The following is a 19,904-nucleotide window of genomic DNA, read 5'->3' on the forward strand; positions in this document are numbered from 1 at the left end:
GCGCGACGGCATTCCCGTGGTGGGTCGGTTTCGGTTGGGCGATCTGCGGTCTGTTGGGTTTTGGAGGACTGGTTCTCTTTGCAAACTCACTGGAAGCAGACGAATCGCCATCGACACCAGGTGCCGAGTCGGACTCGGCGTAGCGCATCACCGATGCAGCGGAGGTTCCCTTTTGTTCTTGATAGCTTGACCCACTCCCGTGCTGCTCACTTCGTGTAGCAGCCTCCCCTCAAGGGGCAAGACCAGCGGCCCGGCCAAACCGGTTCCGCGGTGTTCCCCGAACTGATTCATAACTTCGAAACTCAGCCATGTCCCGATTTCAAGTGAAGAAGGTCGCCGTGCTCGGCGCCGGCGTGATGGGCGCGCAGATTGCCGCCCACCTCGTCAACGTGCGCGTGCCTGTCGTGCTGTTCGACCTGGCCGCCAAGGAAGGCCCGAAGAACGGCATCGTCACGCGCGCCATCGACAACCTCAAGAAGCTCAAGCCCGCGCCCCTGGGCGACGTGGCCGACGCCGGCCTGATCGAGCAGGCCAACTACGACGACGACCTCGCCAAGCTCGGCGAGTGCGACCTCATCATCGAAGCCATTGCCGAGCGCATGGACTGGAAGCTCGATCTGTACAAGAAGATCGCGCCGCACGTCGCCAAGCATTCGATCCTCGCCTCGAACACCTCGGGCCTGTCGATCACCAAGCTCAGCGAAGCACTGCCTGAAGCCCTGAAGCCGCGTTTCTGCGGCATTCACTTCTTCAATCCGCCGCGCTACATGTTCCTGGTGGAGCTGATCAACACGCCCACCAGCCAGCCGCAGGTGCTCGACGACCTCGAGGCCTTCGTCACCAGCACGCTCGGCAAGGGCGTGGTGCGTGCGCACGACACGCCCAACTTCATCGCCAACCGCGTCGGCATCGCCGGCATGCTGGCCACGCTGAAGGAAGTCGAGAAGTTCGGTCTCACGCCCGACGTGGTGGACGACCTCACCGGCAAGAAGCTGGGCCGCGCGAGCTCGGGCACCTTCCGCACCGCCGACGTGGTGGGCCTGGACACCATGGCCCACGTCGTGAAGACGCTGCAGGACAACCTGAACGCTGAGACCGATCCGTTCTACGCCAACTTCGCGACGCCGCCCGTGCTCGCCAAGCTGCTGGAGCTGGGCAACCTGGGCCAGAAGACCAAGGCCGGCTTCTTCAAGAAGGCCGGCCGCGACATCCTGCGCTTCGACCTGAAGAGCGGCGAGTACGTGCCCGCCGGCGCCAAGGCCGACGAGGTGTATGGCCGCATGCTCAAGAAGCCCGCGGGCGAACGCCTGAAGCTGCTGCGCGAGAGCGAAGGACCGCAAGGCCAGTTCCTCTGGGCCATCCTGCGCGACGGCTTCCACTACGCCGCCGTGCACCTGGCCGACATCGCCGAGAGCGCGCGCGACATCGACTTCGCGATGCGCTGGGGCTTCGGCATGAAGCAGGGCCCGTTCGAACTCTGGCAGGAAGCCGGCTGGGCGCAGGTCGCCAAGTGGGTGCAGGAAGACATCGACGCCGGCAAGGCGCTGAGCACGGCGCCGCTGCCGAAGTGGGTCTTCGAAGGCCCGGTCGCACAAGCCGGCGGCGTGCACACGCCCGAAGGCTCGTGGAGCGCCTCGCAGAACAAGTTCGTGCCGCAGCGCAAGCTGCCGGTGCACGACCGCCAGCTGTTCCCCGAGAGCGTGCTCGGCGCGAACGCGGCCGATGCCAACACCGCCGGCACGACGATCAGCGACGAAGGTGATGTGCGCGTGTGGACGCTCGACGGTGAAGTGCTCATCGCGAGCATCCAGTCGAAGATGCACGCCATCAGCCCCGACGTGGCCGAGGCGCTGGGCGCCGCGATCGACCTGGCCGAGGCCGAATACAAGGGCCTGGTGATCTGGTCGCCCGACGAGGTGTTCTCGGTCGGCGCCGACCTGCAGGCGATGCTGCCGGCCTTCGTGGTCGCGGGCATCGGCGCGGTCGAAGGCGCGGAGGAAGAGCTGCAGAACGTCATGCTCAAGATCCGCTATGCCAACGTGCCGGTGATCTCGGCCGTGCGCGGCATGGCGCTGGGCGGCGGCTGCGAGCTGGCCATCCACTCGGCCAAGCGCGTCGTCGCGATGGAAAGCTACATCGGCCTGGTCGAAGTCGGCGTGGGCCTGATCCCCGGCGCGGGCGGCCTGACCTACATCGCACGCCGTGCGGCGGAAAACGCATCGGCCTCGACGGGCACCGACCTGCTGCCTTTCCTCACCGAAGGCTTCACCGCCGCGGCGATGGCCAAGGTGGGCACGGGCGCGCTCGACTCGAAGAAGCTGGGCTACCTGCTGGACAGCGACGTGATCGTGCCGAACAAGGACGAGCTGCTCTACGTGGCACTGCAGCAGGCCAAGGCGATGGCCGACGCCGGCTACCGCCCCCCGCTGCGCCGCACCTTCCGCGTGGCGGGCCGCAGCGGCGCCGCGACGATCAAGGGCCAGCTGGTGAACATGCGCGACGGTGGCTTCATCAGCGCGCACGACTTCCACATTGCCAGCCTGATCGCGAACGTGGTCACCGGCGGCGACGTGGACGCGGGCTCGCTCGTGACCGAGGAATACCTGATGACGCTGGAACGCAAGGCGTTCTGCTCGCTCATCGTGCACCCCAAGACGCAGGAACGCATCATGGGCATGCTCAGCACCGGCAAGCCCGTGCGCAACTAAGGACAGATTTCATGAGCAAGCAAGTACAAGACGCCTACATCGTCTCCGCCACCCGCACGCCCATCGGCAAGTCGCACCGCGGCTACTTCCGCAACTACCGTCCCGACGACCTGCTCGCGACCACGCTGAAGGCAGCACTCGCGGCAGTTCCCGGCCTCGACCCGAAGGCCATCGAAGACATCATCTGCGGCTGCGCGATTCCCGAATCGCAGCAGGGCCTGAACGTCGCGCGCATCGGCGCGGTGCTGGCCGGCCTGCCGACCAGCATCGGCGGCATCACCGTGAACCGCTTCTGCGCTTCGGGCCTGTCGGCCGTGCAGATGGCGGCGGACCGCATCCGCGTCGGCGAGGCCGACGTGATGATCGCGGCCGGCGTCGAGAGCATGAGCATGGTGCCGATGATGGGCAACTCGCCCTCGCTGTCGCCCTCCATCTTCGAGCGAGAAGGCGACGTGGGCATCGCCTACGGCATGGGCCTCACGGCCGAGAAGGTCGCGCAGCAGTGGAAGGTGAGCCGCGAGGCGCAGGACGCGTTCGCGCTGGCCTCGCACCAGAAGGCGCTGGCCGCACAGGCCGCCGGCAAGTTCGCCGACGAGATCACGCCGATCGAAGTGACCGACCGCACGCCGAACCTGGAAACAGGCGAGTCGATCGCCAAGACCCGCACCGTGAGCCTGGACGAAGGCGCACGCCCCGACACCAGCATCGAAGGCCTGGCCAAGCTGCGCACCGTGTTCGCCGCGCGCGGCACCGTGACGGCCGGCAACAGCTCGCAGACCTCCGACGGCGCGGGCGCGCTGATCCTGGCGAGCGAGAAGGCCATCAAGCAGTACGGCCTCACGCCGCTCGCACGCTTCGTGAGCTTCGCCAGCAAGGGCGTGCCGCCGCACATCATGGGCATCGGCCCGATCGAGGCGATTCCGGCCGCGCTGCGCTATGCGGGCCTGAAGCACGAAGACATCGACTGGTTCGAACTCAACGAAGCCTTCGCCGCGCAATCGCTCGCGGTGATGAACACGCTGGGGCTCGATCCGTCGAAGGTCAACCCGATGGGCGGCGCCATTGCACTGGGCCACCCGCTGGGCGCGACCGGCGCGATCCGCGCAGCCACCGTGGTGCACGCGCTGCGCCGCGAGAAGCTGAAGTACGGCATGGTCACGATGTGCGTGGGCATGGGACAAGGCGCCGCAGGCATCTTCGAACGGGTCTAGCGGCTACTGCGCGGGCGATCTGCGGCGTTGCGGGGCCCGTCGGGAAATCCTCACGACCCGTCAGGTCGCTCCGGTTTCCCGCCACCCGCGCCTTGCATCTCATCCCGCTCGCTACGCCGCAGGGCGGTGGTTGATCAACGAAGAAGGAGGCAGGCCCATGCAAGCGCAACAGCTCCCGGTCGATGGCGGTGTGCAACTGGCGGTGCGCCGCTACGACCCCGCCGGCGCCCCGCGCGCCAGCATCGTCATCGGCGGTGCGATGGGCGTGCGCCAGTCGTTCTACGAGCCCTTCGCGCACTGGCTCGCGGGGCAGGGCCTGCGGGTCTGGACCTTCGACTACCGCGGCAGCGGCGACTCGCTCGGCGATGCGCCGCTGCGTGGTTTCCAGGCCGACCTGTTCGACTGGGCGCGCGACTACGAGGCGGTGATCGACGCCGCCAAGGCCGTGCTGCCCGACCAGCCGCTGTACCTGCTGGGCCACAGCCTTGGCGCGCAGCTGCCGGGCTTCCTGCAGCGGCCCGGGCAGGTCGACGGCCTCGTGAGCATCGCGGCCGGCAGTGGCTACTGGCGCGAGAACGCGCCGAAGCTGCGGCGCAGCATCCTGTATTTCTGGTTCGTGCTGGTGCCGCTGGCGACGCGCCTGTGGGGCTACTTCCCGGGCCGCAAGCTGAAGAAGGTCGGCGACCTGCCGCGCGGCGTGATCCTGCAATGGCGCCGCTGGTGCCTGAATCCGCGCTACAGCGTGGGCGCCGAAGGCGAGCCCGCGCTGCAAAGCTATGCGCGCGTGCGCTTCCCGGTGCTCGCGCTCTCGATGACCGACGACGAGCTCATGACGCATGCGGGAACGCGCAGCCTCGTGAGCTTCTACGCGGGCGCGCCGAGCGCGGTCGAGCGCATCGCGCCGGCCGACGTGCAGGCGCGGCGCATCGGCCACTTCGGTTTCTTCCGCGAGCAATTCAGCCAGAGCCTGTGGCCGAGCACGCTCGACAAGCTGCACCGGCTCGCCGCGCTGACTGCGCCTGCGGCAGTGCAGCACGCCAACGTCCCGCACACGACTGCGTGACGTCATCCTCCGAAGGCACACTGGCGATCACCATGAGCAGCACGACCCCACACCCCCTCGACAAAGCCCTGGCCCTGCACCACAGCGACATCCGCGTGGGGCACTTCACGGGCACCACGAGTCCCGACTACTGGAACATGGTCGGCCCGTTCGGCGGCACCACCGCGGCGCTGGCGCTGCAGGCGGTGCTCAAGCACCCCGACCTGCTCGGCACGCCCATCGCGCTGACCGTCAACTACGCGGCCGCGCTCGGCGAGGGCGCGTTCGACATCCAGGCCATCGCCGTGCGCACCAACCGCTCGACGCAGCACTGGACGGTGACGATCACGCAGCCCGGCGCCGACGGCACCGCGAACATGACGACCACCGCCACCGTGGTCACGGCCGCGCGCCGCGACACCTGGAGCCAGGCCGACCTCACGATGCCCGAGGCGCCGAAGCCCGAGGCGGTCGATCGCATCCGCATCGGCCCGTCGGGCGTGGCCTGGCTCGAGCAGTACGAGATGCGCCCCTTCAGCGGCGGCATTCCCGCCAAGTGGGACGGCAGCCTGCAGCACAGCGAAACGCGCCTGTGGGTGCGCGACGCGCAGGCCCGCCCGCTCGACTTCGCCTCGCTCGCCGCGTTGAGCGACGTGTTCTACCCGCGCGTGTGGCTGCGCCGCGCCACGCACGTGCCCGCGGGCACGGTGTCGATCACCACCTACTTCCATGTCGGCGCCGCCGAGCTCGCCGAGGTCGGCACGGGCTACCTGCTGGGCTGCGCGGCAGGGCAGCAGTTCTTCAACGGCTTCTTCGACCAGAAGGCGCAGCTGTGGAGCGAGAAGGGCGCGTTGCTCGCCACGTCGAACCAGATCGTCTACTACAAGGAATGACGCGATGACGCTCACCAAGGCCGCTCTCATCGTCGGCGCGGGCGACGCCACCGGCGGCGCCATCGCCCGCCGCTTCGCGCGCGAGGGCTACGCCACCTGCGTCACGCGGCGCAGCCTCGACAAGCTGCAGCCGCTGGTGGCGCAGATCGAGGCCGACGGCGGCCGGGCCCACGCCTTCGCCTGCGATGCACGCAAGGAAGAAGAAGTAGTGGCGCTCATCGAGCAGATCGAATCGACCGTCGGGCCGATCGAGGTGATGGTGTTCAACATCGGCGCGAACGTGCCCGAGAGCATCCTCACCGAGTCCGCGCGCAAGTACTTCAAGGTGTGGGAGATGGCCTGCTTCTCGGGCTTCCTCAACGGCCGCGAAGTGGCGAAACGCATGGTGGCGCGCGAGATGCCCGCAGGCGGCCACCGCGGCACGATCATCTTCACGGGCGCGACGGCCTCGCTGCGCGGCGCGGCCAACTTCGGCGCCTTCTCGGGCGCCAAGATGGCCCTGCGCGCGCTGGCCCAATCGATGGCGCGCGAACTGGGGCCGCAGGGCATCCACGTCGCGCACGTCGTGGTCGACGGCGCCATCGACACCGAGTTCATCCGCAGCAACTTCCCCGAGCGCTACGCGCTGAAGGACAGCGACGGCATCCTGAACCCGGACCACATCGCCGACAGCTACTGGATGCTGCATGCGCAGCCGCGCGACGCGTGGACGCACGAGCTGGACATGCGCCCCTGGTCCGAGAAGTTCTGACCGGCGCCGCGCTACGCATCGCGTCGCGACGCACAGCCACAAGGAGACACCCATGACGAAATCCGTCGCGTTCTATTTCGACGTCGGCAGCCCCGCCGCCTACCTGGCCGCCACGCAGCTGCCGCACGTGTGCGCCGACACCGGCGCCGAACTGGTCTGGAAGCCCATGCTGCTGGGCGGCGTGTTCCAGGCCACGGGCAACCATTCGCCCGCCGAGATCAAGGCCAAGGGCCCGTACCTCACGACCGACCTGCAGCGCTTCGCCAGGCGCTACGGCGTGCCCTTCGTGCACAACCCGCACTTCCCGATCAACACGCTGCTGCTGATGCGCGGCGCCACCGGCGTGCAGATGAAGATGCCCGAACGCTTCGGTGCCTACATCGACGCGGTGTTCCATGCGATGTGGGTCGAGCCGAAGAACCTGAACGATCCCGCGACCGTCGGCGCCGTCTTGCAAAATGCGGGCTTCGACGCCGCGGGCCTGCTCGCGCTGGCCGGCGCGCAGGAAGTGAAAGACCGCCTCAAGGCGGTCACGCAGGAGGCGGTGGAGCGCGGCGTGTTCGGCGCTCCCACCATGTTCGTCGGCGACCAGATGTTCTGGGGCCAGGACCGCCTCGATTTCGTCCGCGAAGCCATCGACGCTTGAGCGCGTCGCCCCCCGTTTTACCTACCCAAGGATCTTTCCATGAGCGACATCCTCGTCCACACCGAAGCCGGCGTGATGACCATCACCTTCAACCGCGTCGACAAGAAGAACTCGATCACCAGCAGCATGTATGCCGCGCTGGCCGATGCGCTCGCCACGGCCGAGAGCGAAGCGGCCGTGCGCTGCGTGCTGATCCAGGGCGACCCGACGATCTTCAGCGCCGGCAACGACATCGGCGACTTTCTCAACGGCCCGGCCTCCACGCAGGAATCGCCGGTGTTCCGCTTCCTGCGCGGCATCGCCACCTTCCCCAAGCCCATCGTCGCCGCCGTGTGCGGCCCGGCCGTGGGCATCGGCACCACGATGCTGTTCCACTGCGACCTCGTCTACGCGGGCGACAACGCGGCCTTCTCGATGCCCTTCGTCAACCTGGGCCTGTGCCCCGAGGCTGCGTCGAGCCTGCTGGTGCCGCAGATGCTGGGCTACCACCGCGCCGCCGAAGCCCTGCTGCTGGGCGAGCCCTTCATGGCCGAGGCCGCGCTCGAAGTGGGCCTGGTCAACCGCGTGGTGCCGCCGACCGAAGCCAACGGCATCGCACAGACGCAGGCGCGCAAGCTCGCGGCCAAGCCGCTGAGCGCGTTGATCGAGACCAAGCGCCTGCTGAAGAAGACGCAGATGCCCGCCGTGCTCGAGCGCATGGGCGAAGAAGGCGCGAGCTTCGGCCGCATGCTGCGCGAGCCGGCTGCCAAGGAAGCGTTCGGTGCGTTCATGGAAAAGCGCAAGCCGGATTTCAGCAAGTGCTGAAATCCGACGCCTCGAACAGAGGCGTAGCCGCGCAAGCGGCGCGAAGCAGCTTTCGCCAGAAGCGCAAGCCCGATTTCTCGAAGGTCTAAGCCTTCCGTGGACTTGCCTGCGGACGGTGCCTGCGTACACTGTTCCTCGTGCCTGCTCCAGACGTCAATCCGCCCACAATGCCCGCCACACGGGCGATGCGTGCTACTGAAAAAGTAGCATTCGGGCCGACGCGCCGGCATGCTTTGGGCTTACTCGCGGGCTCGCTCGCGGCGCCCTCGCTGGTGCTGGCGCGCGTGCGGCCGTTGCGCATCGGGGTCATCGGCTCGTGGTCGGGGCCCTATGCGGGCGGCGGGCGGCAGTTCGACGCCGGCATGGCGGTCTGGCTGGCCGACCACAAGCAGCAGATCGCGGGCCGGCCGGTGGAGCTGCTGCGCCGCGACGTGCCCGGCAGCGCGCCCGAACAGGCGCGGCGCCAGGCGCAAGACCTCATCGAGAGCGAGCGCGTCGACCTGCTCACGGGGCTGGACTTCAGCTCCAACGCCTACGCCGTCGGCACCGTTGCCACGCAGGCGCGCGTGCCGACCGTGATCATGAACGCCGCCTCCTCGGGCATCCCCGGGCGCTCGCCGTTCATGGTGCGGGTGTCGTTCACCATCGCACAGGTCACGGCGCCGCTGGCGCGCTGGGCGCTGCAGCAGGGGCTGCGCGACGTGTGCACCGTGGTGGCCGACTACGCCTCGGGCGTGGACGCCGAAAGCGCCTTCGTCTCCGGCATCACCGCGGGCGGCGGGCGCGTGGGCGCGATGCTGCGCGTGCCGTTGAACACGCTCGACTATTCGGCCTACATGCTGCGCCTGCGCGAGCTCAAGCCGCAGGCCGTGTTCTTCTTTTTGCCGTCGGGCCAGATGCCGGCCATCTTCCTGAAGTTCTGGCGCGACCGCGGCATGGCCGATACCGGCATCCGCCTGCTCGCCACGGGCGACGCGACCGACGACCACTACCTGGACGGCATCGGCGAACTGGCCGAGGGGCTGGTCACCAGCCACCACTATTCCTTCGCCCACGAGTCGCCGGCCAACCGGCGTTTCGCGGGCGCCTTCGAGACCGAGTACGGCAGCCACCTGCGCCCGGGCTACTTCGCCGTGGCGGCGCACGACGGGCTCGCGGCCATCGACGCCGCGCTGAGCGCGCCCGGTGCGCGCGGCGGCAAGGCGGGCGCCGAGCGGCTGGTGGATGCGTTCCGCGGCCTGCGGCTGGACAGCCCGCGCGGGCCGGTCGAGATCGACGCCCACACGCGCGACGTGGTGCAGTCGGTCTACATCCGCCGCGTGGAGCGGCGCGACGCGCGCTGGATCAACCGCGAGTTCGAGTGCTTCGAGCGCGTGCGCGACGCCGGCATGGGCGTCGCCTGAAGGCGGCTCAGGCCGCCGGCTGCTCGATGGGACGGGGGCGGCCGTTGTCGTCGATGGCGACGTAGGTGAAGGTGGCCTGCGTCACCTTGATGTACTCGCCCTGGGCGCGGAAGCGCTCGGCGAACACCTCGACCGTCACCGTGATGGAGGTGCGGCCCACGCGCACCAGCTTCGAATAGAACGAGAGGATGTCGCCCAGCCGCACCGGCTGCTTGAAGATGAACTCGTTGACCGCCACCGTGGCCTGGCGGCCCTTGGCGTAGCGCGCCGGGATCACCGAGCCGGCCAGGTCGCACTGCGCCATGACCCAGCCGCCGAAGATGTCGCCGTTGGCGTTGCAGTCGGCCGGCATCGGGATGACCTTGAGCACCAGCTCCATGTCGGTGGGCAGGCTCTTGAGGGTGGCGGCGGCGGCCGCTGCGGCGGAAGCGGCACTGGAAGGGGAGGACATGGGCACAATCTGAAGCAACAACAACACCCACGATTGTCCCCCATGCGCCGAAGCGGCGAAGCCCTTTCCTCCTCTCCCCATGCGCCTGGCGGCCATCCGCCCGCGCGCTCCGACCGTTCCGACTGGGCGACCCTGCGCCGCCTGTTTCCCTACCTCTGGCAGTACAAGTGGCGGGTGATCGCCGCGCTCGGCTTCATGATCGCGGCCAAGGTGGCGAACGTGGGCGTGCCGGTGCTGCTCAAGAACCTCGTCGACACGATGACGCCCAAGCCCGACATGGCGCAGGCGCTGCTCGTCGTGCCGATGGCGCTGCTGGTGGCCTACGGGCTGCTGCGCTTTTCGACATCGCTGTTCAACGAGCTGCGCGAGCTGATCTTCGCCAAGGCCACCGAGGGCGCGGCGCGCAGCATCGCGCTGCAGGTGTTCGGCCACCTGCATGCGCTGAGCCTGCGCTTTCACCTGGAGCGCCAGACCGGCGGCATGACGCGCGACATCGAGCGCGGCACGCGCGGCGTGCACTCGCTCATTTCGATGTCGCTGTACAGCATCGTGCCGACCATCATCGAACTGGCGCTGGTGCTCACCATATTGGGCGTGAAGTTCGACGCGTTGTTCGTGTGGATCACGGGCGTGGCGCTGGTGCTGTACATCACCTTCACCGTGACGGTGACCGAGTGGCGCACACAGTTCCGCAAGACCATGAACGAGCTCGACTCCATGGCCCAGAGCCGCGCGGTCGATTCGCTCCTGAACTACGAGACCGTCAAGTACTTCAACAACGAAGACTTCGAGGCCAGGCGCTACGACGCCAGCCTCGACCGCTACCGCAAGGCCGCCATCAAGAGCCAGCGCACGCTGAGCATGCTCAACACCGGCCAGCAGCTGCTGATCGCCGTGAGCCTGGTGCTGATGCTGTGGCGCGCCACCTCGGGCGTGGTCGAAGGGCGCATGACGCTGGGCGACCTGGTGATGGTCAACGCCTTCATGATCCAGCTCTACATTCCGCTCAACTTCCTGGGCGTGATCTACCGCGAGATCAAGCAGAGCCTGACCGACCTGGACAAGATGTTCGTGCTGATGGAGAAGGAGCGCGAGGTGCGCGACACGCCCGGTGCGCAGCCGCTGGCGGGCGTCGATTCCACCATCCGCTTCGAGGACGTGAGCTTCGCCTACGAGCCCGATCGCCCCATCCTCAAGCACGTGAGTTTCGAGATTCCTTCCGGCAAGACGGTGGCCGTGGTCGGCCCGTCGGGCTCGGGCAAGTCGACGCTGGCGCGCCTCTTGTACCGCTTCTACGACGTGCAGCAGGGCCGCATCACCATCGGCGGCGAAGACATCCGCACCGTGCAGCAGTCCAGCGTGCGCCGCGCCATCGGCATCGTGCCGCAGGACACGGTGCTGTTCAACGACACGGTCGAATACAACATCGCCTACGGCCGCCCCGGCGCGACGCGCGAAGAGGTCGAAGGGGCGGCGCGTGCCGCGCGCATCCACGACTTCATCTCGGCCACGCCCAAGGGCTACGAGACGACGGTGGGCGAGCGCGGCCTGAAACTCTCGGGCGGCGAGAAGCAGCGCGTGGCCATCGCGCGCACGCTGCTGAAGAACCCGCCGATCGTGATCTTCGACGAGGCCACCTCGGCGCTCGACTCGGCCAACGAGCGCGCGATCCAGTCGGAGCTGCGCAGCGCCGCGCAGGGCAAGACCACGCTGGTCATCGCGCACCGCCTCTCGACCGTGGTCGAGGCGCACGAGATCCTGGTGCTCGAATCGGGCGTGATCGTCGAGCGCGGCACGCATGCTGATCTGCTCGCGCAGCAGGGCCGCTACGCCCAGATGTGGGCTTTGCAGAAGAGCGAAGCAGTGCCGATGCTCTAGCCCGATCATTCACCCCTTCTTTCTTTTCACCGACCCTAGGAGTTCAGACGTGTCGACCAAGATTCCCCTGCTGGTGCTCAACAGCCTCTCGAGCGCCCACCAGGCCCAGATTGCCGAGGTCTACGACATGACCTACGCCTTCGGCGACGCGCAGCGCGCCGCCGCCATCGCCGAGCACGGCCCCAAATTCCGCGCGGTGCTGACCATCGGCGTCATCGGCCTCACGCCGGCCGAGATCGACGCCATGCCGGCGCTCGAGCTGGTCTGCTGCATGGGTGCGGGCTACGAAGGCGTGCCGCTCGAGGTCACGCGCGCACGCGGCATCGCCACCGCCAACGGCGCGGGCACCAACGACGACTGCGTGGCCGACCATGCCTTCGGCCTGCTGATCAGCATCGTGCGCGAGTTCCGCACGCTCGACCGCCTGTGCCGCGAAGGCGTGTGGCGCGAAGCCATTCCGCAGCCGCCGAACGTGTCGGGCAAGAAGCTCGGCATCCTGGGGCTGGGCACCATCGGCCAGAAGATCGCCAAGCGCGCCGCCGCCTTCGACATGGCCATCGGCTATCACAACCGCAAGCCACGCGAAGGCGCCACGCACCGCTACTTCGACGACCTGAAGTCGCTCGCCACCTGGGCCGACTTCCTGGTACTGGCCGCGCCGGGCGGGCCGGCGACCAAGCACTTGGTCAACGCCGAGGTGCTCGATGCGCTGGGGCCTCAGGGCTACCTCGTGAGCATCGGCCGAGGCAGCGTGGTCGACACCGAGGCGCTGGCGAAGGCGCTGCGCGAGCACCGCATCGCGGGCGCGGGCCTGGACGTGTACGAGAGCGAGCCCAAGCGCCCCGAGCCGCTCATCGGCCTGGACAACGTGCTGCTCACGCCGCACATGGCGGGCTGGTCGCCCGAGGCCACGCAGAAGTCGGTGGACCACTTCCTCGCGAACGCCCAAGGGCACTTCGCGGGGCGCGGCGTGCTCACGCCGATCTGATCAGAACCGATCAGGAGAGGGCCGGCGGGCGCCGCGCCGACCAGCCGCAGGCCTGGTCGTAGGCATGGCCCAGCCGCAGCACGTCGAGGTCGGCATGGATCGGCCCGGCCAGCTGCAGGCCCATCGGCAGCCCGCCGTCGCCGAAGCCCGCGCGCACATTGAGCGTGGGCAGGCCCGCCAGCGTGAAGGGCGTGACGATCTCCATCCAGCGGTGGTAGGTGTCGCTCTTCACGCCGTTCACCTCGGCCGGCCAGTGCAGCTCGGCGTCGAAGGGGAACACCTGCGCGGTCGGCGCGACCACGAAGTCGAAGCGCTCGAAGAGCTTCAGGAACGCGCGGTACACGTTCGATCGGTAGTGCGAGGCCTGGTACAGCGAGGCGGCGTCCAGGTGCCGGCTCTGCTCGATCTCCCACTGCGCCTCGGGCTTGAGCTGGGCGAACAGCTTCGGGTCGCTCAGGTAGGCGCCGAGCTTGCCGCCCACCAGCAGTTGCCTCAATCGCAGCCAGGCGCTCCAGTTGTGCTCGCGCGGCACGTCGAGCGTGCAGGGCTCGACTTCGCAGCCGATGGTGCGGAAGGTGTCGAGCGCCTGCTCGCCGAGTTCGCGCACGCCCGGCGCCAGCGGCAGCTCGGGCCAGAGGCTGCCGAGCCAGCCGATGCGCAGGCCGCGGCTGTCGCCGTCCAGCTGCAGGTCGTCGGGCGAGGGCAGGGCGTGCGGCGACGACAGCGGCACGCGCGTGTCGAAACCCGCCTGCACGGCCAGCAGCCGGGCCGTGTCTTCCACGGTGCGGCCCATCGGGCCCTCGCAGCCCAGCTGCTGGAAGAAGAGTTCCTGCTCCGGGTCGCCGGGCACGCGGCCGCGCGAGGGGCGCAGGCCGATCACGTTGTTGAAGGCGGCGGGGTTGCGCAGCGATCCCATCATGTCGCTGCCGTCGGCCACGGGCAGCATGCCCAGGGCCAGCGCCACGGCCGCGCCGCCGCTGCTGCCGCCCGCGCTGCGATCGGGTGCGTAGGCATTGCGCGTGATGCCGAACACCGTGTTGTAGGTGTGCGAGCCGAGCCCGAACTCGGGCGTGTTGGTCTTGCCGATGACGATGGCGCCGGCCGTGCGCATGCGCGCCACATGCAGGCTGTCGGTGCGCGCGGGCGAGCGCGGCGACAGCGGCGAGCCCATCGAGGTCGGCAGGCCGGCGGCGTGGCTCAGGTCCTTCACGGCCAGCGGAAAGCCGTGCATCCAGCCGCGCCGTTCGCCGCGCGCCAGCTCGGCGTCGCGTTCGTCGGCCTCGGCCAGCAGCTGGGCGGGGTCGCGCAGGGAGACGATGGCGTTGAATCGCGGGTTGAGCGCGTCGATGCGGGCGAGCGACGCCTGCATCACCTCGCGGCAGGACACGTCGCGGGCCGCGATCTTGCGCGAAAGTTCGGTGGCGCTGAGCTCAGGCAGGTCGTCGAAAGGCATGGCGCATGCGGGAAAAGGAGGGGGCGCCCAGTATGGCGCGGCGCTCGCATAATCGCCGCGTATGGAAACAAAGTGGCTCGAAGACTTCATCAGCTTGGCGGAAACCCGCAGCTTCAGCCGCTCGGCCCAGTTGAGGCACGTGACGCAGCCGGCGTTCTCGCGGCGCATCCAGGCGCTCGAAGGATGGGCCGGCACCGACCTGGTCGACCGCAGCTCCTATCCCACGCGGCTCACGCCCGCGGGCCAGACGCTGTACAGCCAGGCCATCGAGATGCTGCAGTCGCTGCAGAGCACGCGCGCCATGCTGCGCGGGCACTCGGCCGCCGGCCAGGACGTGATCGAGATCGCCGTGCCGCACACGCTGGCCTTCACCTTCTTTCCCTCGTGGGTCACCAGCCTGCGCGAGCACTTCGGGCCGATCAAGAGCCGCCTCATCGCGCTCAACGTGCATGACGCGGTGCTGCGGCTGGTCGAGGGCAGCTGCGACCTGCTCATTGCCTACCACCACCCCTCGCAGCCGCTGCAGCTCGATGCCAACAAGTACGAGATGGTCAGCCTGGGCGAGGAAACCGTCGCCCCCTGGGTCAAGGCCGATGCCGAGGGCGCGCCGCGCTACCGGCTGCCGGGCCGCCCGGGCCAGCCGCTGCCCTACCTGGGCTATGCGCCGGGCGCGTACCTCGGGCGCGTGGTCGACCAGTTGCTGAAAGAGTCGGGCACCGCCATCCACCTGGACCGCGTCTACGAGACCGACATGGCCGAAGGCCTGAAGGTGATGGCGCTCGAAGGCCACGGCATCGCCTTCCTCCCGCAAAGCGCGGTGCGCAAGGAGATCAAGGCGCGCAAGCTCGTGAGCGCGCTGCCGCCCGAGATCGACAGCCTCGAGGCCAAGATGGAGATCCGCGCCTACCGCGAGCGGCCCACCGCGCCGGTCCCGGTGAAGGGCGGCGCCGGCCGCTCGGCGGCCCGGGCCGGTCTGTCCGAAAGCCTGCAGCCCAAGCGCACGGCCGACGCGCTGTGGTCCTACCTGGTCGGAACCCAGCCGCCGCAGTGAGCGGGCGAGTGTGAATGGTGAATGGCTGTGGATTTGTGCGCTGCACAATCTATAAGCACCACGCATACGACCCCCCGCAATCAGCATTGGCGGCCCGGCCACGGCGCCACTACAGTCGCGGCAGTTTTTTTCGGCCGTCGCACGCCGGGGATCGCCGGTCGCTGCTTGCACCACGCACACAGCCGCTCCAACGCGGGCACAAAGGCTGCTTAGTGAAAGTCGGACAATGCGAAATGTCTGGATTGCACCAGGCTGGCGCCCCGATGGGCGCGGCCGGTGCGAGGCGGGCGGCGATGCCCGTGGAATGCACCGGGTTGGTCCGGGTATCCCGCAAAATGCGAGTGTCTAGAATTTCGTTCTATTTGTTTCAGTCACCCTCAGGAGCTTTTCGTATGAAAAAACAAGTATTGGCATTGGCTGTCGCAGCGCTCGCCACCAGCGGCGCCTTTGCACAGGCCAATGACACCCTGGCCAAGATCAAGGCCTCGGGCACCATCACCGAAGGCGTGCGTGAGTCCTCCGGCCTTTCGTACACGCTCGGCAATGGCCAGTACACCGGCTTCCACTACGACGTCTGCGCCAACATCATCAAGGACCTGGAGAAGGCCGCTGGCAAGAAGCTCGAAGTCAAGTACCAGCCCGTGACTTCGCAGAACCGCATCCCCCTCGTGCAGAACGGCACCGTGGACATCGAGTGCGGCTCCACCACCAACAACGCCACCCGCCAGAAGGACGTGGCTTTCGGCGTGACCACCTACGTCGAAGAAACCAAGATCGTCGTCAAGGCCAACTCGGGCATCAACTCGCTGGCCGACCTGAAGGACAAGACGGTCGCCACCACCACCGGCACCACGCCGCTGCAGACCGTGCGCAAGCAAAAGCGCGCCGAGAACCTGACCTTCAAGGAGGTCTACGGCAAGGACCACTCCGACAGCTTCCTGCTGCTGGAAACCGGCCGTGCCGACGCCTTCGTGATGGATGGCTCGATCCTGGCTGCCCTGGCTGCCAAGTCGAAGTCGCCCAAGGACTACAAGATCCTGAACGACGTGCTGGCCGTGGAACCCATCGCCATCATGATCCGCAAGGACGACCCGGCCTTCAAGAAGGCCGTGGACGACAGCATCAAGGCACAGGCCAAGTCGGGCGAACTCGCCAAGCTGTATGACAAGTGGTTCCTCAAGCCGATTCCCCCGGCCAACGTGACCATCAACCTGCCGCTGGGCGAAGCCACCAAGAACGCGTGGGCCAACCCGAACGACAAGCCGGCCGAAGAGTACGTCACCAAGGAATAAGCGCGCGTCGCTGCGTGAATGGACGCCCACCTTTCGCGGTGGGCGTTTCTTTTCAAGGGACGGTTTTTCGAAAAGAAGCTGAAGGAGTAAACACACATGGGAAACTGGGATTGGCAGGTCTTCCTGCAAGACCCCGGGGGGGAATATCCGAGCTACCTGCAATGGATGCTCTCGGCCTGGGGCTGGACCGTGTCGGTCGCGCTGCTGGCGCTGATCGTCGCGCTGGTGCTGGGCTCGCTGATCGGCATCATCCGCACGCTGCCCGACAGCCCGTGGCTCGTGCGCTTCGGCAATGCATGGGTGGAGCTCTTTCGCAACATCCCGCTGCTGGTGCAGATCTTCCTCTGGTACCACGTGATTCCGGCACTCATCCCCGTGATGAAGGGCGTGCCGAGCTTCATCCTCGTGGTGCTGGCACTGGGCTTCTTCACCTCGGCGCGTATCGCCGAGCAGGTGCGCTCCGGCATCCAGGCGCTGCCCAAGGGCCAGCGTTATGCGGGCATGGCGGTGGGTTTCACCACGCCGCAGTACTACCGCTACGTGATCCTGCCGATGGCGTATCGCATCATCATCCCGCCGCTCACGAGCGAGACGATGAACATCTTCAAGAACTCGTCCGTCGCGTTCGCCGTGTCGGTCACCGAACTCACCATGTTCGCCATGCAGGCGCAGGAAGAAACCTCGCGCGGCATCGAGGTCTACCTGGCGGTGACGGCGTGCTACGTGGTGTCGGCCCTGGCCATCAACCGGCTCATGGCGTTCATCGAGAAGAAGACCCGCGTGCCGGGCTTCATCGTCTCGGCCAGCGCTGGCGGCGGAGGACACTGACATGATGAATCTCGACCTGTCCTTCTACAACTGGGACGTCATCAGCAACTTCGTCATCAAGGGCTTCTACTTCAGCATCATGCTGACGGTGGTGGCCACGATCGGCGGCGTGATCTTCGGCACGATCCTGGCGCTCATGCGCCTGTCGGGCAAGAAGTGGCTCGATGCGCCCGCGGCCCTGTACGTCAACGGCATGCGAAGCATCCCGCTGGTGATGGTGATCCTGTGGTTCTTCCTGCTGGTGCCGGCGTCGTTCTATTCGATGTTCGGTTCGCTCGGCTCGAACTACCGCTCCGAGATTTCGGCGGTGATCACCTTCGTGGCGTTCGAGGCGGCCTACTTCTCCGAGATCATGCGTGCGGGCATCCAGTCGATCCCGCGCGGCCAGGTGAACGCGGGCCAGGCGGTGGGCATGACCTACGGCCAGAACATGCGTCTCGTGGTGCTGCCGCAGGCCTTCCGCAACATGCTGCCGGTGCTGCTCACGCAGACCATCATCCTGTTCCAGGACACCTCGCTGGTCTACGCCATCGGTGCCTACGACATGCTCAAGGGCTTTGAAACGGCGGGCAAGAACTTCGGTCGCCCGATCGAGGCCTATCTGCTGGCGGCGGTCGTGTACTTCGCCATGTGCTACGCCCTTTCCTGGCTGGTGAAGCGCCTGCACAAGAAAATCGCCATCATTCGCTGATTGAGTGGCTGAACTGAACCGGAGAGAAACAAATGTCCGAAAAAATGATTGAAATCAAGAACGTCTCCAAGTGGTACGGCCCGGTGCAGGTGCTCAACGACTGCTCGGTGAACATCTCCAAGGGCGACGTGGTCGTGGTGTGCGGCCCGTCGGGTTCCGGCAAGTCCACGCTCATCAAGACCGTGAACGCGCTCGAGCCTTTCCAGAAGGGCGAGATCACCGTCAACGGTATCCCGCTGCACGACCCCAAGACCAACCTGCCCAAGCTGCGCTCCAAGGTCGGCATGGTGTTCCAGCACTTCGAGCTGTTCCCGCACCTGTCGGTGACCGAGAACCTCACGATCGCGCAGATCAAGGTGTTGGGCCGCACGCCCGACGAAGCCAAGACCCGTGGCCTGAAGATGCTCGACCGCGTGGGCCTGATGGCGCACAAGGACAAGTTCCCGGGCCAGCTGTCGGGCGGCCAGCAGCAGCGCGTGGCGATCGCCCGTGCGCTGTCGATGGACCCGATCGTGATGCTGTTCGACGAACCCACCTCGGCGCTCGACCCCGAGATGGTCGGCGAAGTGCTCGACGTGATGGTGAGCCTGGCCAAGGAAGGCATGACCATGATGGTGGTCACGCACGAAATGGCTTTCGCCCGCAAGGTTGCGAGCCGCGTGATCTTCATCGACGTGGGCGGCAAGATCCTCGAAGACTGCCCGAAGGACGAGTTCTTCAATCATCCGGAGAACCGTCAGCCGCGCACCAAGGACTTCCTGAACAAGATCCTGCAGCACTGATCCGCTGCGACGCTCCAAACAAAAAGCCACGCTGTCCGCAGCGTGGCTTTTTTCATGGGGCTTGGTTGAAGGGATGGAGGCTCAGGGCAGCCGCGCAATGTGTTCCGTCAGCAGGTCGAAGAAGCCCTGCGCATCGCCATCGATGACCCACTGCACGTTGGCCGGCCGCTTCAGGCTGCCGTGCCAGTCGGCCACGGTCTGGCCGAAGCCCATGCCTTCGCGGCTGTCGATCTCGACGTGGATGCGGCGGCCCTGGAACAGGTCGGGGCGCAGCAGGTAGGCCGTCACGGTCGCGTCGTGCACCGGGCCACCCGGCATGCCGTAGTGGGCCATCTCCTGCGGCGCGTAGGCGTCGAGGATGTCGGCGACGATCGCGCCCGCGCGGTTGCCCAGCTGGCGCAGCCGCGCGATGCGCGCGTCGCTCGTCAGGATCTTGTGCGTCACGTCCAGCGGCAGCATGGTGATCGGCACGCCGCTTTTGAGCACCGCTTCGGCCGCATGCGGGTCGGCGAACACGTTGAACTCCGCCACCGGCGTGATGTTGCCGCCGTTGAAGTGCGCGCCGGCCATGAGCACCAGCTCGCGCAGGCCGCGCACGATGTCGGGCGCCTGTTCGAGCGCCAGCGCGAGGTTGGTCTGCGGGCCGAGCATGGCGAGCGTCACGCTGTGCTCGGGCGCGGCGCGCAGCGTGCGCACGAGGTAGTCGACGGCGCTGCCCTCGGCCAGCGGCACGGCGGGCTCGTGCACGGTCACGCCCGTGAGGCCTTCGCGGCCGTGGATGTTGGCGGCGTAGATGGGCGTGCGCTGCAGGGGCCGCTCGGCGCCGGCGTAGACCGGAAGCTCCGGCCGTCCGGCCCATTCGCAGGCCAGGCGCGCGTTGCGCGAGGTCTTGGCCAGGGGAACATTGCCCGCCACCGTGGTCAGCGCCTGAATCGCCAGCGATTCGGGCGCCGCCAGGGCGAACAGCAGCGCGATCACGTCGTCCGCGCCGGGGTCCGTGTCGATGATCAGGGTGTGCATGGCGACATTGTC

18 protein-coding genes are annotated in these 19,904 nt (G+C 67.5%); 15 read left to right on the plus strand and 3 right to left on the minus strand.

The window, feature by feature from the left end; all coding sequences use genetic code 11:
- Nucleotides 1-308 precede the first annotated feature (308 nt).
- From AC07Y4_RS10120 to AC07Y4_RS10155, 8 genes are all read left to right on the plus strand, one after another.
- Complete coding sequence (locus tag AC07Y4_RS10120) at nt 309-2,708, plus strand: 3-hydroxyacyl-CoA dehydrogenase/enoyl-CoA hydratase family protein (protein WP_487848594.1); 2,400 nt, start codon at nt 309-311, stop codon at nt 2,706-2,708.
- Nucleotides 2,709-2,719: 11 nt separating this feature from the next.
- Entirely contained in the window at nt 2,720-3,919 is a 1,200-nt protein-coding gene (locus AC07Y4_RS10125; RefSeq protein WP_062471086.1) for an acetyl-CoA C-acyltransferase, read from the plus strand.
- A 157-nt stretch (nt 3,920-4,076) separates the two neighbouring features.
- Nucleotides 4,077-4,982 carry an alpha/beta hydrolase family protein gene (locus AC07Y4_RS10130; RefSeq protein WP_487848592.1) on the plus strand — a complete coding sequence of 302 codons (906 nt, stop codon included), beginning with the start codon at nt 4,077-4,079 and terminating at the stop codon, nt 4,980-4,982.
- Nucleotides 4,983-5,014: 32 nt separating this feature from the next.
- Complete coding sequence (locus AC07Y4_RS10135) at nt 5,015-5,854, plus strand: acyl-CoA thioesterase (RefSeq protein WP_487848591.1); 840 nt, start codon at nt 5,015-5,017, stop codon at nt 5,852-5,854.
- A gap of 4 nt (nt 5,855-5,858) precedes the next feature.
- A complete protein-coding gene (locus AC07Y4_RS10140) occupies nt 5,859-6,605 on the plus strand; it encodes an SDR family oxidoreductase (RefSeq protein ID WP_487848590.1) in 747 nt (248 codons plus the stop codon).
- Between the two features lie 52 nt (nt 6,606-6,657).
- Nucleotides 6,658-7,251 carry a 2-hydroxychromene-2-carboxylate isomerase gene (locus AC07Y4_RS10145; protein ID WP_487848589.1) on the plus strand — a complete coding sequence of 198 codons (594 nt, stop codon included), beginning with the start codon at nt 6,658-6,660 and terminating at the stop codon, nt 7,249-7,251.
- A 39-nt stretch (nt 7,252-7,290) separates the two neighbouring features.
- A complete protein-coding gene (locus AC07Y4_RS10150; RefSeq protein WP_487848588.1) occupies nt 7,291-8,055 on the plus strand; it encodes an enoyl-CoA hydratase in 765 nt (254 codons plus the stop codon).
- A gap of 284 nt (nt 8,056-8,339) precedes the next feature.
- Nucleotides 8,340-9,458 (plus strand): ABC transporter substrate-binding protein, encoded by a 1,119-nt coding sequence (locus AC07Y4_RS10155; RefSeq protein ID WP_139701560.1) that lies wholly within the window; start codon nt 8,340-8,342, stop codon nt 9,456-9,458.
- A gap of 7 nt (nt 9,459-9,465) precedes the next feature.
- Here the strand turns inward: AC07Y4_RS10155 and AC07Y4_RS10160 are convergent, their stop codons facing one another.
- Entirely contained in the window at nt 9,466-9,909 is a 444-nt protein-coding gene (locus AC07Y4_RS10160) for an acyl-CoA thioesterase (protein ID WP_070060209.1), read from the minus strand.
- A 42-nt stretch (nt 9,910-9,951) separates the two neighbouring features.
- Between AC07Y4_RS10160 and AC07Y4_RS10165 the strand changes: the two genes are divergently transcribed.
- A complete protein-coding gene (locus AC07Y4_RS10165) occupies nt 9,952-11,787 on the plus strand; it encodes an ABCB family ABC transporter ATP-binding protein/permease (protein WP_487848587.1) in 1,836 nt (611 codons plus the stop codon).
- A gap of 49 nt (nt 11,788-11,836) precedes the next feature.
- The gene (locus AC07Y4_RS10170) at nt 11,837-12,775 is read left to right on the plus strand and encodes a 2-hydroxyacid dehydrogenase (protein WP_487848586.1); all 939 of its coding nucleotides are present in this window, start codon (nt 11,837-11,839) and stop codon (nt 12,773-12,775) included.
- A gap of 10 nt (nt 12,776-12,785) precedes the next feature.
- Here the strand turns inward: AC07Y4_RS10170 and AC07Y4_RS10175 are convergent, their stop codons facing one another.
- Nucleotides 12,786-14,228 (minus strand): amidase, encoded by a 1,443-nt coding sequence (locus AC07Y4_RS10175; RefSeq protein WP_487848585.1) that lies wholly within the window; start codon nt 14,226-14,228, stop codon nt 12,786-12,788.
- 61 nt (nt 14,229-14,289) lie between these two features.
- Here AC07Y4_RS10175 and AC07Y4_RS10180 point away from each other — a divergent pair, with 61 nt between their 5' ends.
- From AC07Y4_RS10180 to AC07Y4_RS10200, 5 genes are all read left to right on the plus strand, one after another.
- Entirely contained in the window at nt 14,290-15,279 is a 990-nt protein-coding gene (locus AC07Y4_RS10180) for a LysR substrate-binding domain-containing protein (protein ID WP_095949530.1), read from the plus strand.
- A gap of 392 nt (nt 15,280-15,671) precedes the next feature.
- The gene (locus AC07Y4_RS10185; protein ID WP_062471058.1) at nt 15,672-16,571 is read left to right on the plus strand and encodes an amino acid ABC transporter substrate-binding protein; all 900 of its coding nucleotides are present in this window, start codon (nt 15,672-15,674) and stop codon (nt 16,569-16,571) included.
- A 96-nt stretch (nt 16,572-16,667) separates the two neighbouring features.
- On the plus strand, nt 16,668-17,399 hold the full coding sequence (locus AC07Y4_RS10190; protein WP_062471055.1) for an amino acid ABC transporter permease: 732 nt from the start codon (nt 16,668-16,670) through the stop codon (nt 17,397-17,399).
- Between the two features lies 1 nt (nt 17,400).
- Entirely contained in the window at nt 17,401-18,090 is a 690-nt protein-coding gene (locus tag AC07Y4_RS10195; RefSeq protein WP_062471052.1) for an amino acid ABC transporter permease, read from the plus strand.
- 44 nt (nt 18,091-18,134) lie between these two features.
- Nucleotides 18,135-18,872: an amino acid ABC transporter ATP-binding protein gene (locus AC07Y4_RS10200; protein WP_056576214.1), complete on the plus strand. Its 738-nt coding sequence runs from the start codon at nt 18,135-18,137 to the stop codon at nt 18,870-18,872.
- Between the two features lie 81 nt (nt 18,873-18,953).
- Here AC07Y4_RS10200 and AC07Y4_RS10205 read toward each other — a convergent pair whose 3' ends face one another.
- Nucleotides 18,954-19,892 carry a nucleoside hydrolase gene (locus AC07Y4_RS10205; RefSeq protein WP_487848584.1) on the minus strand — a complete coding sequence of 313 codons (939 nt, stop codon included), beginning with the start codon at nt 19,890-19,892 and terminating at the stop codon, nt 18,954-18,956.
- Between the last annotated feature and the right edge of the window lie 12 nt (nt 19,893-19,904).

Source organism: Variovorax sp. GW460-12-1-14-LB1, from assembly GCF_059423605.1.

Bases quoted from the DNA above. Each gene is read 5' to 3' on its own strand.
- AC07Y4_RS10120 (WP_487848594.1), top strand. From the start codon at position 309: ATGTCCCGATTTCAAGTGAAGAAGGTCGCCGTGCTCGGCGCCGGCGTG.
- AC07Y4_RS10125 (WP_062471086.1), top strand. From the start codon at position 2,720: ATGAGCAAGCAAGTACAAGACGCCTACATCGTCTCCGCCACCCGCACG.
- AC07Y4_RS10130 (WP_487848592.1), top strand. From the start codon at position 4,077: ATGCAAGCGCAACAGCTCCCGGTCGATGGCGGTGTGCAACTGGCGGTG.
- AC07Y4_RS10135 (WP_487848591.1), top strand. From the start codon at position 5,015: ATGAGCAGCACGACCCCACACCCCCTCGACAAAGCCCTGGCCCTGCAC.
- AC07Y4_RS10140 (WP_487848590.1), top strand. From the start codon at position 5,859: ATGACGCTCACCAAGGCCGCTCTCATCGTCGGCGCGGGCGACGCCACC.
- AC07Y4_RS10145 (WP_487848589.1), top strand. From the start codon at position 6,658: ATGACGAAATCCGTCGCGTTCTATTTCGACGTCGGCAGCCCCGCCGCC.
- AC07Y4_RS10150 (WP_487848588.1), top strand. From the start codon at position 7,291: ATGAGCGACATCCTCGTCCACACCGAAGCCGGCGTGATGACCATCACC.
- AC07Y4_RS10160 (WP_070060209.1), bottom strand. From the start codon at position 9,909: ATGTCCTCCCCTTCCAGTGCCGCTTCCGCCGCAGCGGCCGCCGCCGCC.
- AC07Y4_RS10165 (WP_487848587.1), top strand. From the start codon at position 9,952: ATGCGCCGAAGCGGCGAAGCCCTTTCCTCCTCTCCCCATGCGCCTGGC.
- AC07Y4_RS10175 (WP_487848585.1), bottom strand. From the start codon at position 14,228: ATGCCTTTCGACGACCTGCCTGAGCTCAGCGCCACCGAACTTTCGCGC.
- AC07Y4_RS10180 (WP_095949530.1), top strand. From the start codon at position 14,290: ATGGAAACAAAGTGGCTCGAAGACTTCATCAGCTTGGCGGAAACCCGC.
- AC07Y4_RS10185 (WP_062471058.1), top strand. From the start codon at position 15,672: ATGAAAAAACAAGTATTGGCATTGGCTGTCGCAGCGCTCGCCACCAGC.
- AC07Y4_RS10190 (WP_062471055.1), top strand. From the start codon at position 16,668: ATGGGAAACTGGGATTGGCAGGTCTTCCTGCAAGACCCCGGGGGGGAA.
- AC07Y4_RS10195 (WP_062471052.1), top strand. From the start codon at position 17,401: ATGATGAATCTCGACCTGTCCTTCTACAACTGGGACGTCATCAGCAAC.
- AC07Y4_RS10200 (WP_056576214.1), top strand. From the start codon at position 18,135: ATGATTGAAATCAAGAACGTCTCCAAGTGGTACGGCCCGGTGCAGGTG.
- AC07Y4_RS10205 (WP_487848584.1), bottom strand. From the start codon at position 19,892: ATGCACACCCTGATCATCGACACGGACCCCGGCGCGGACGACGTGATC.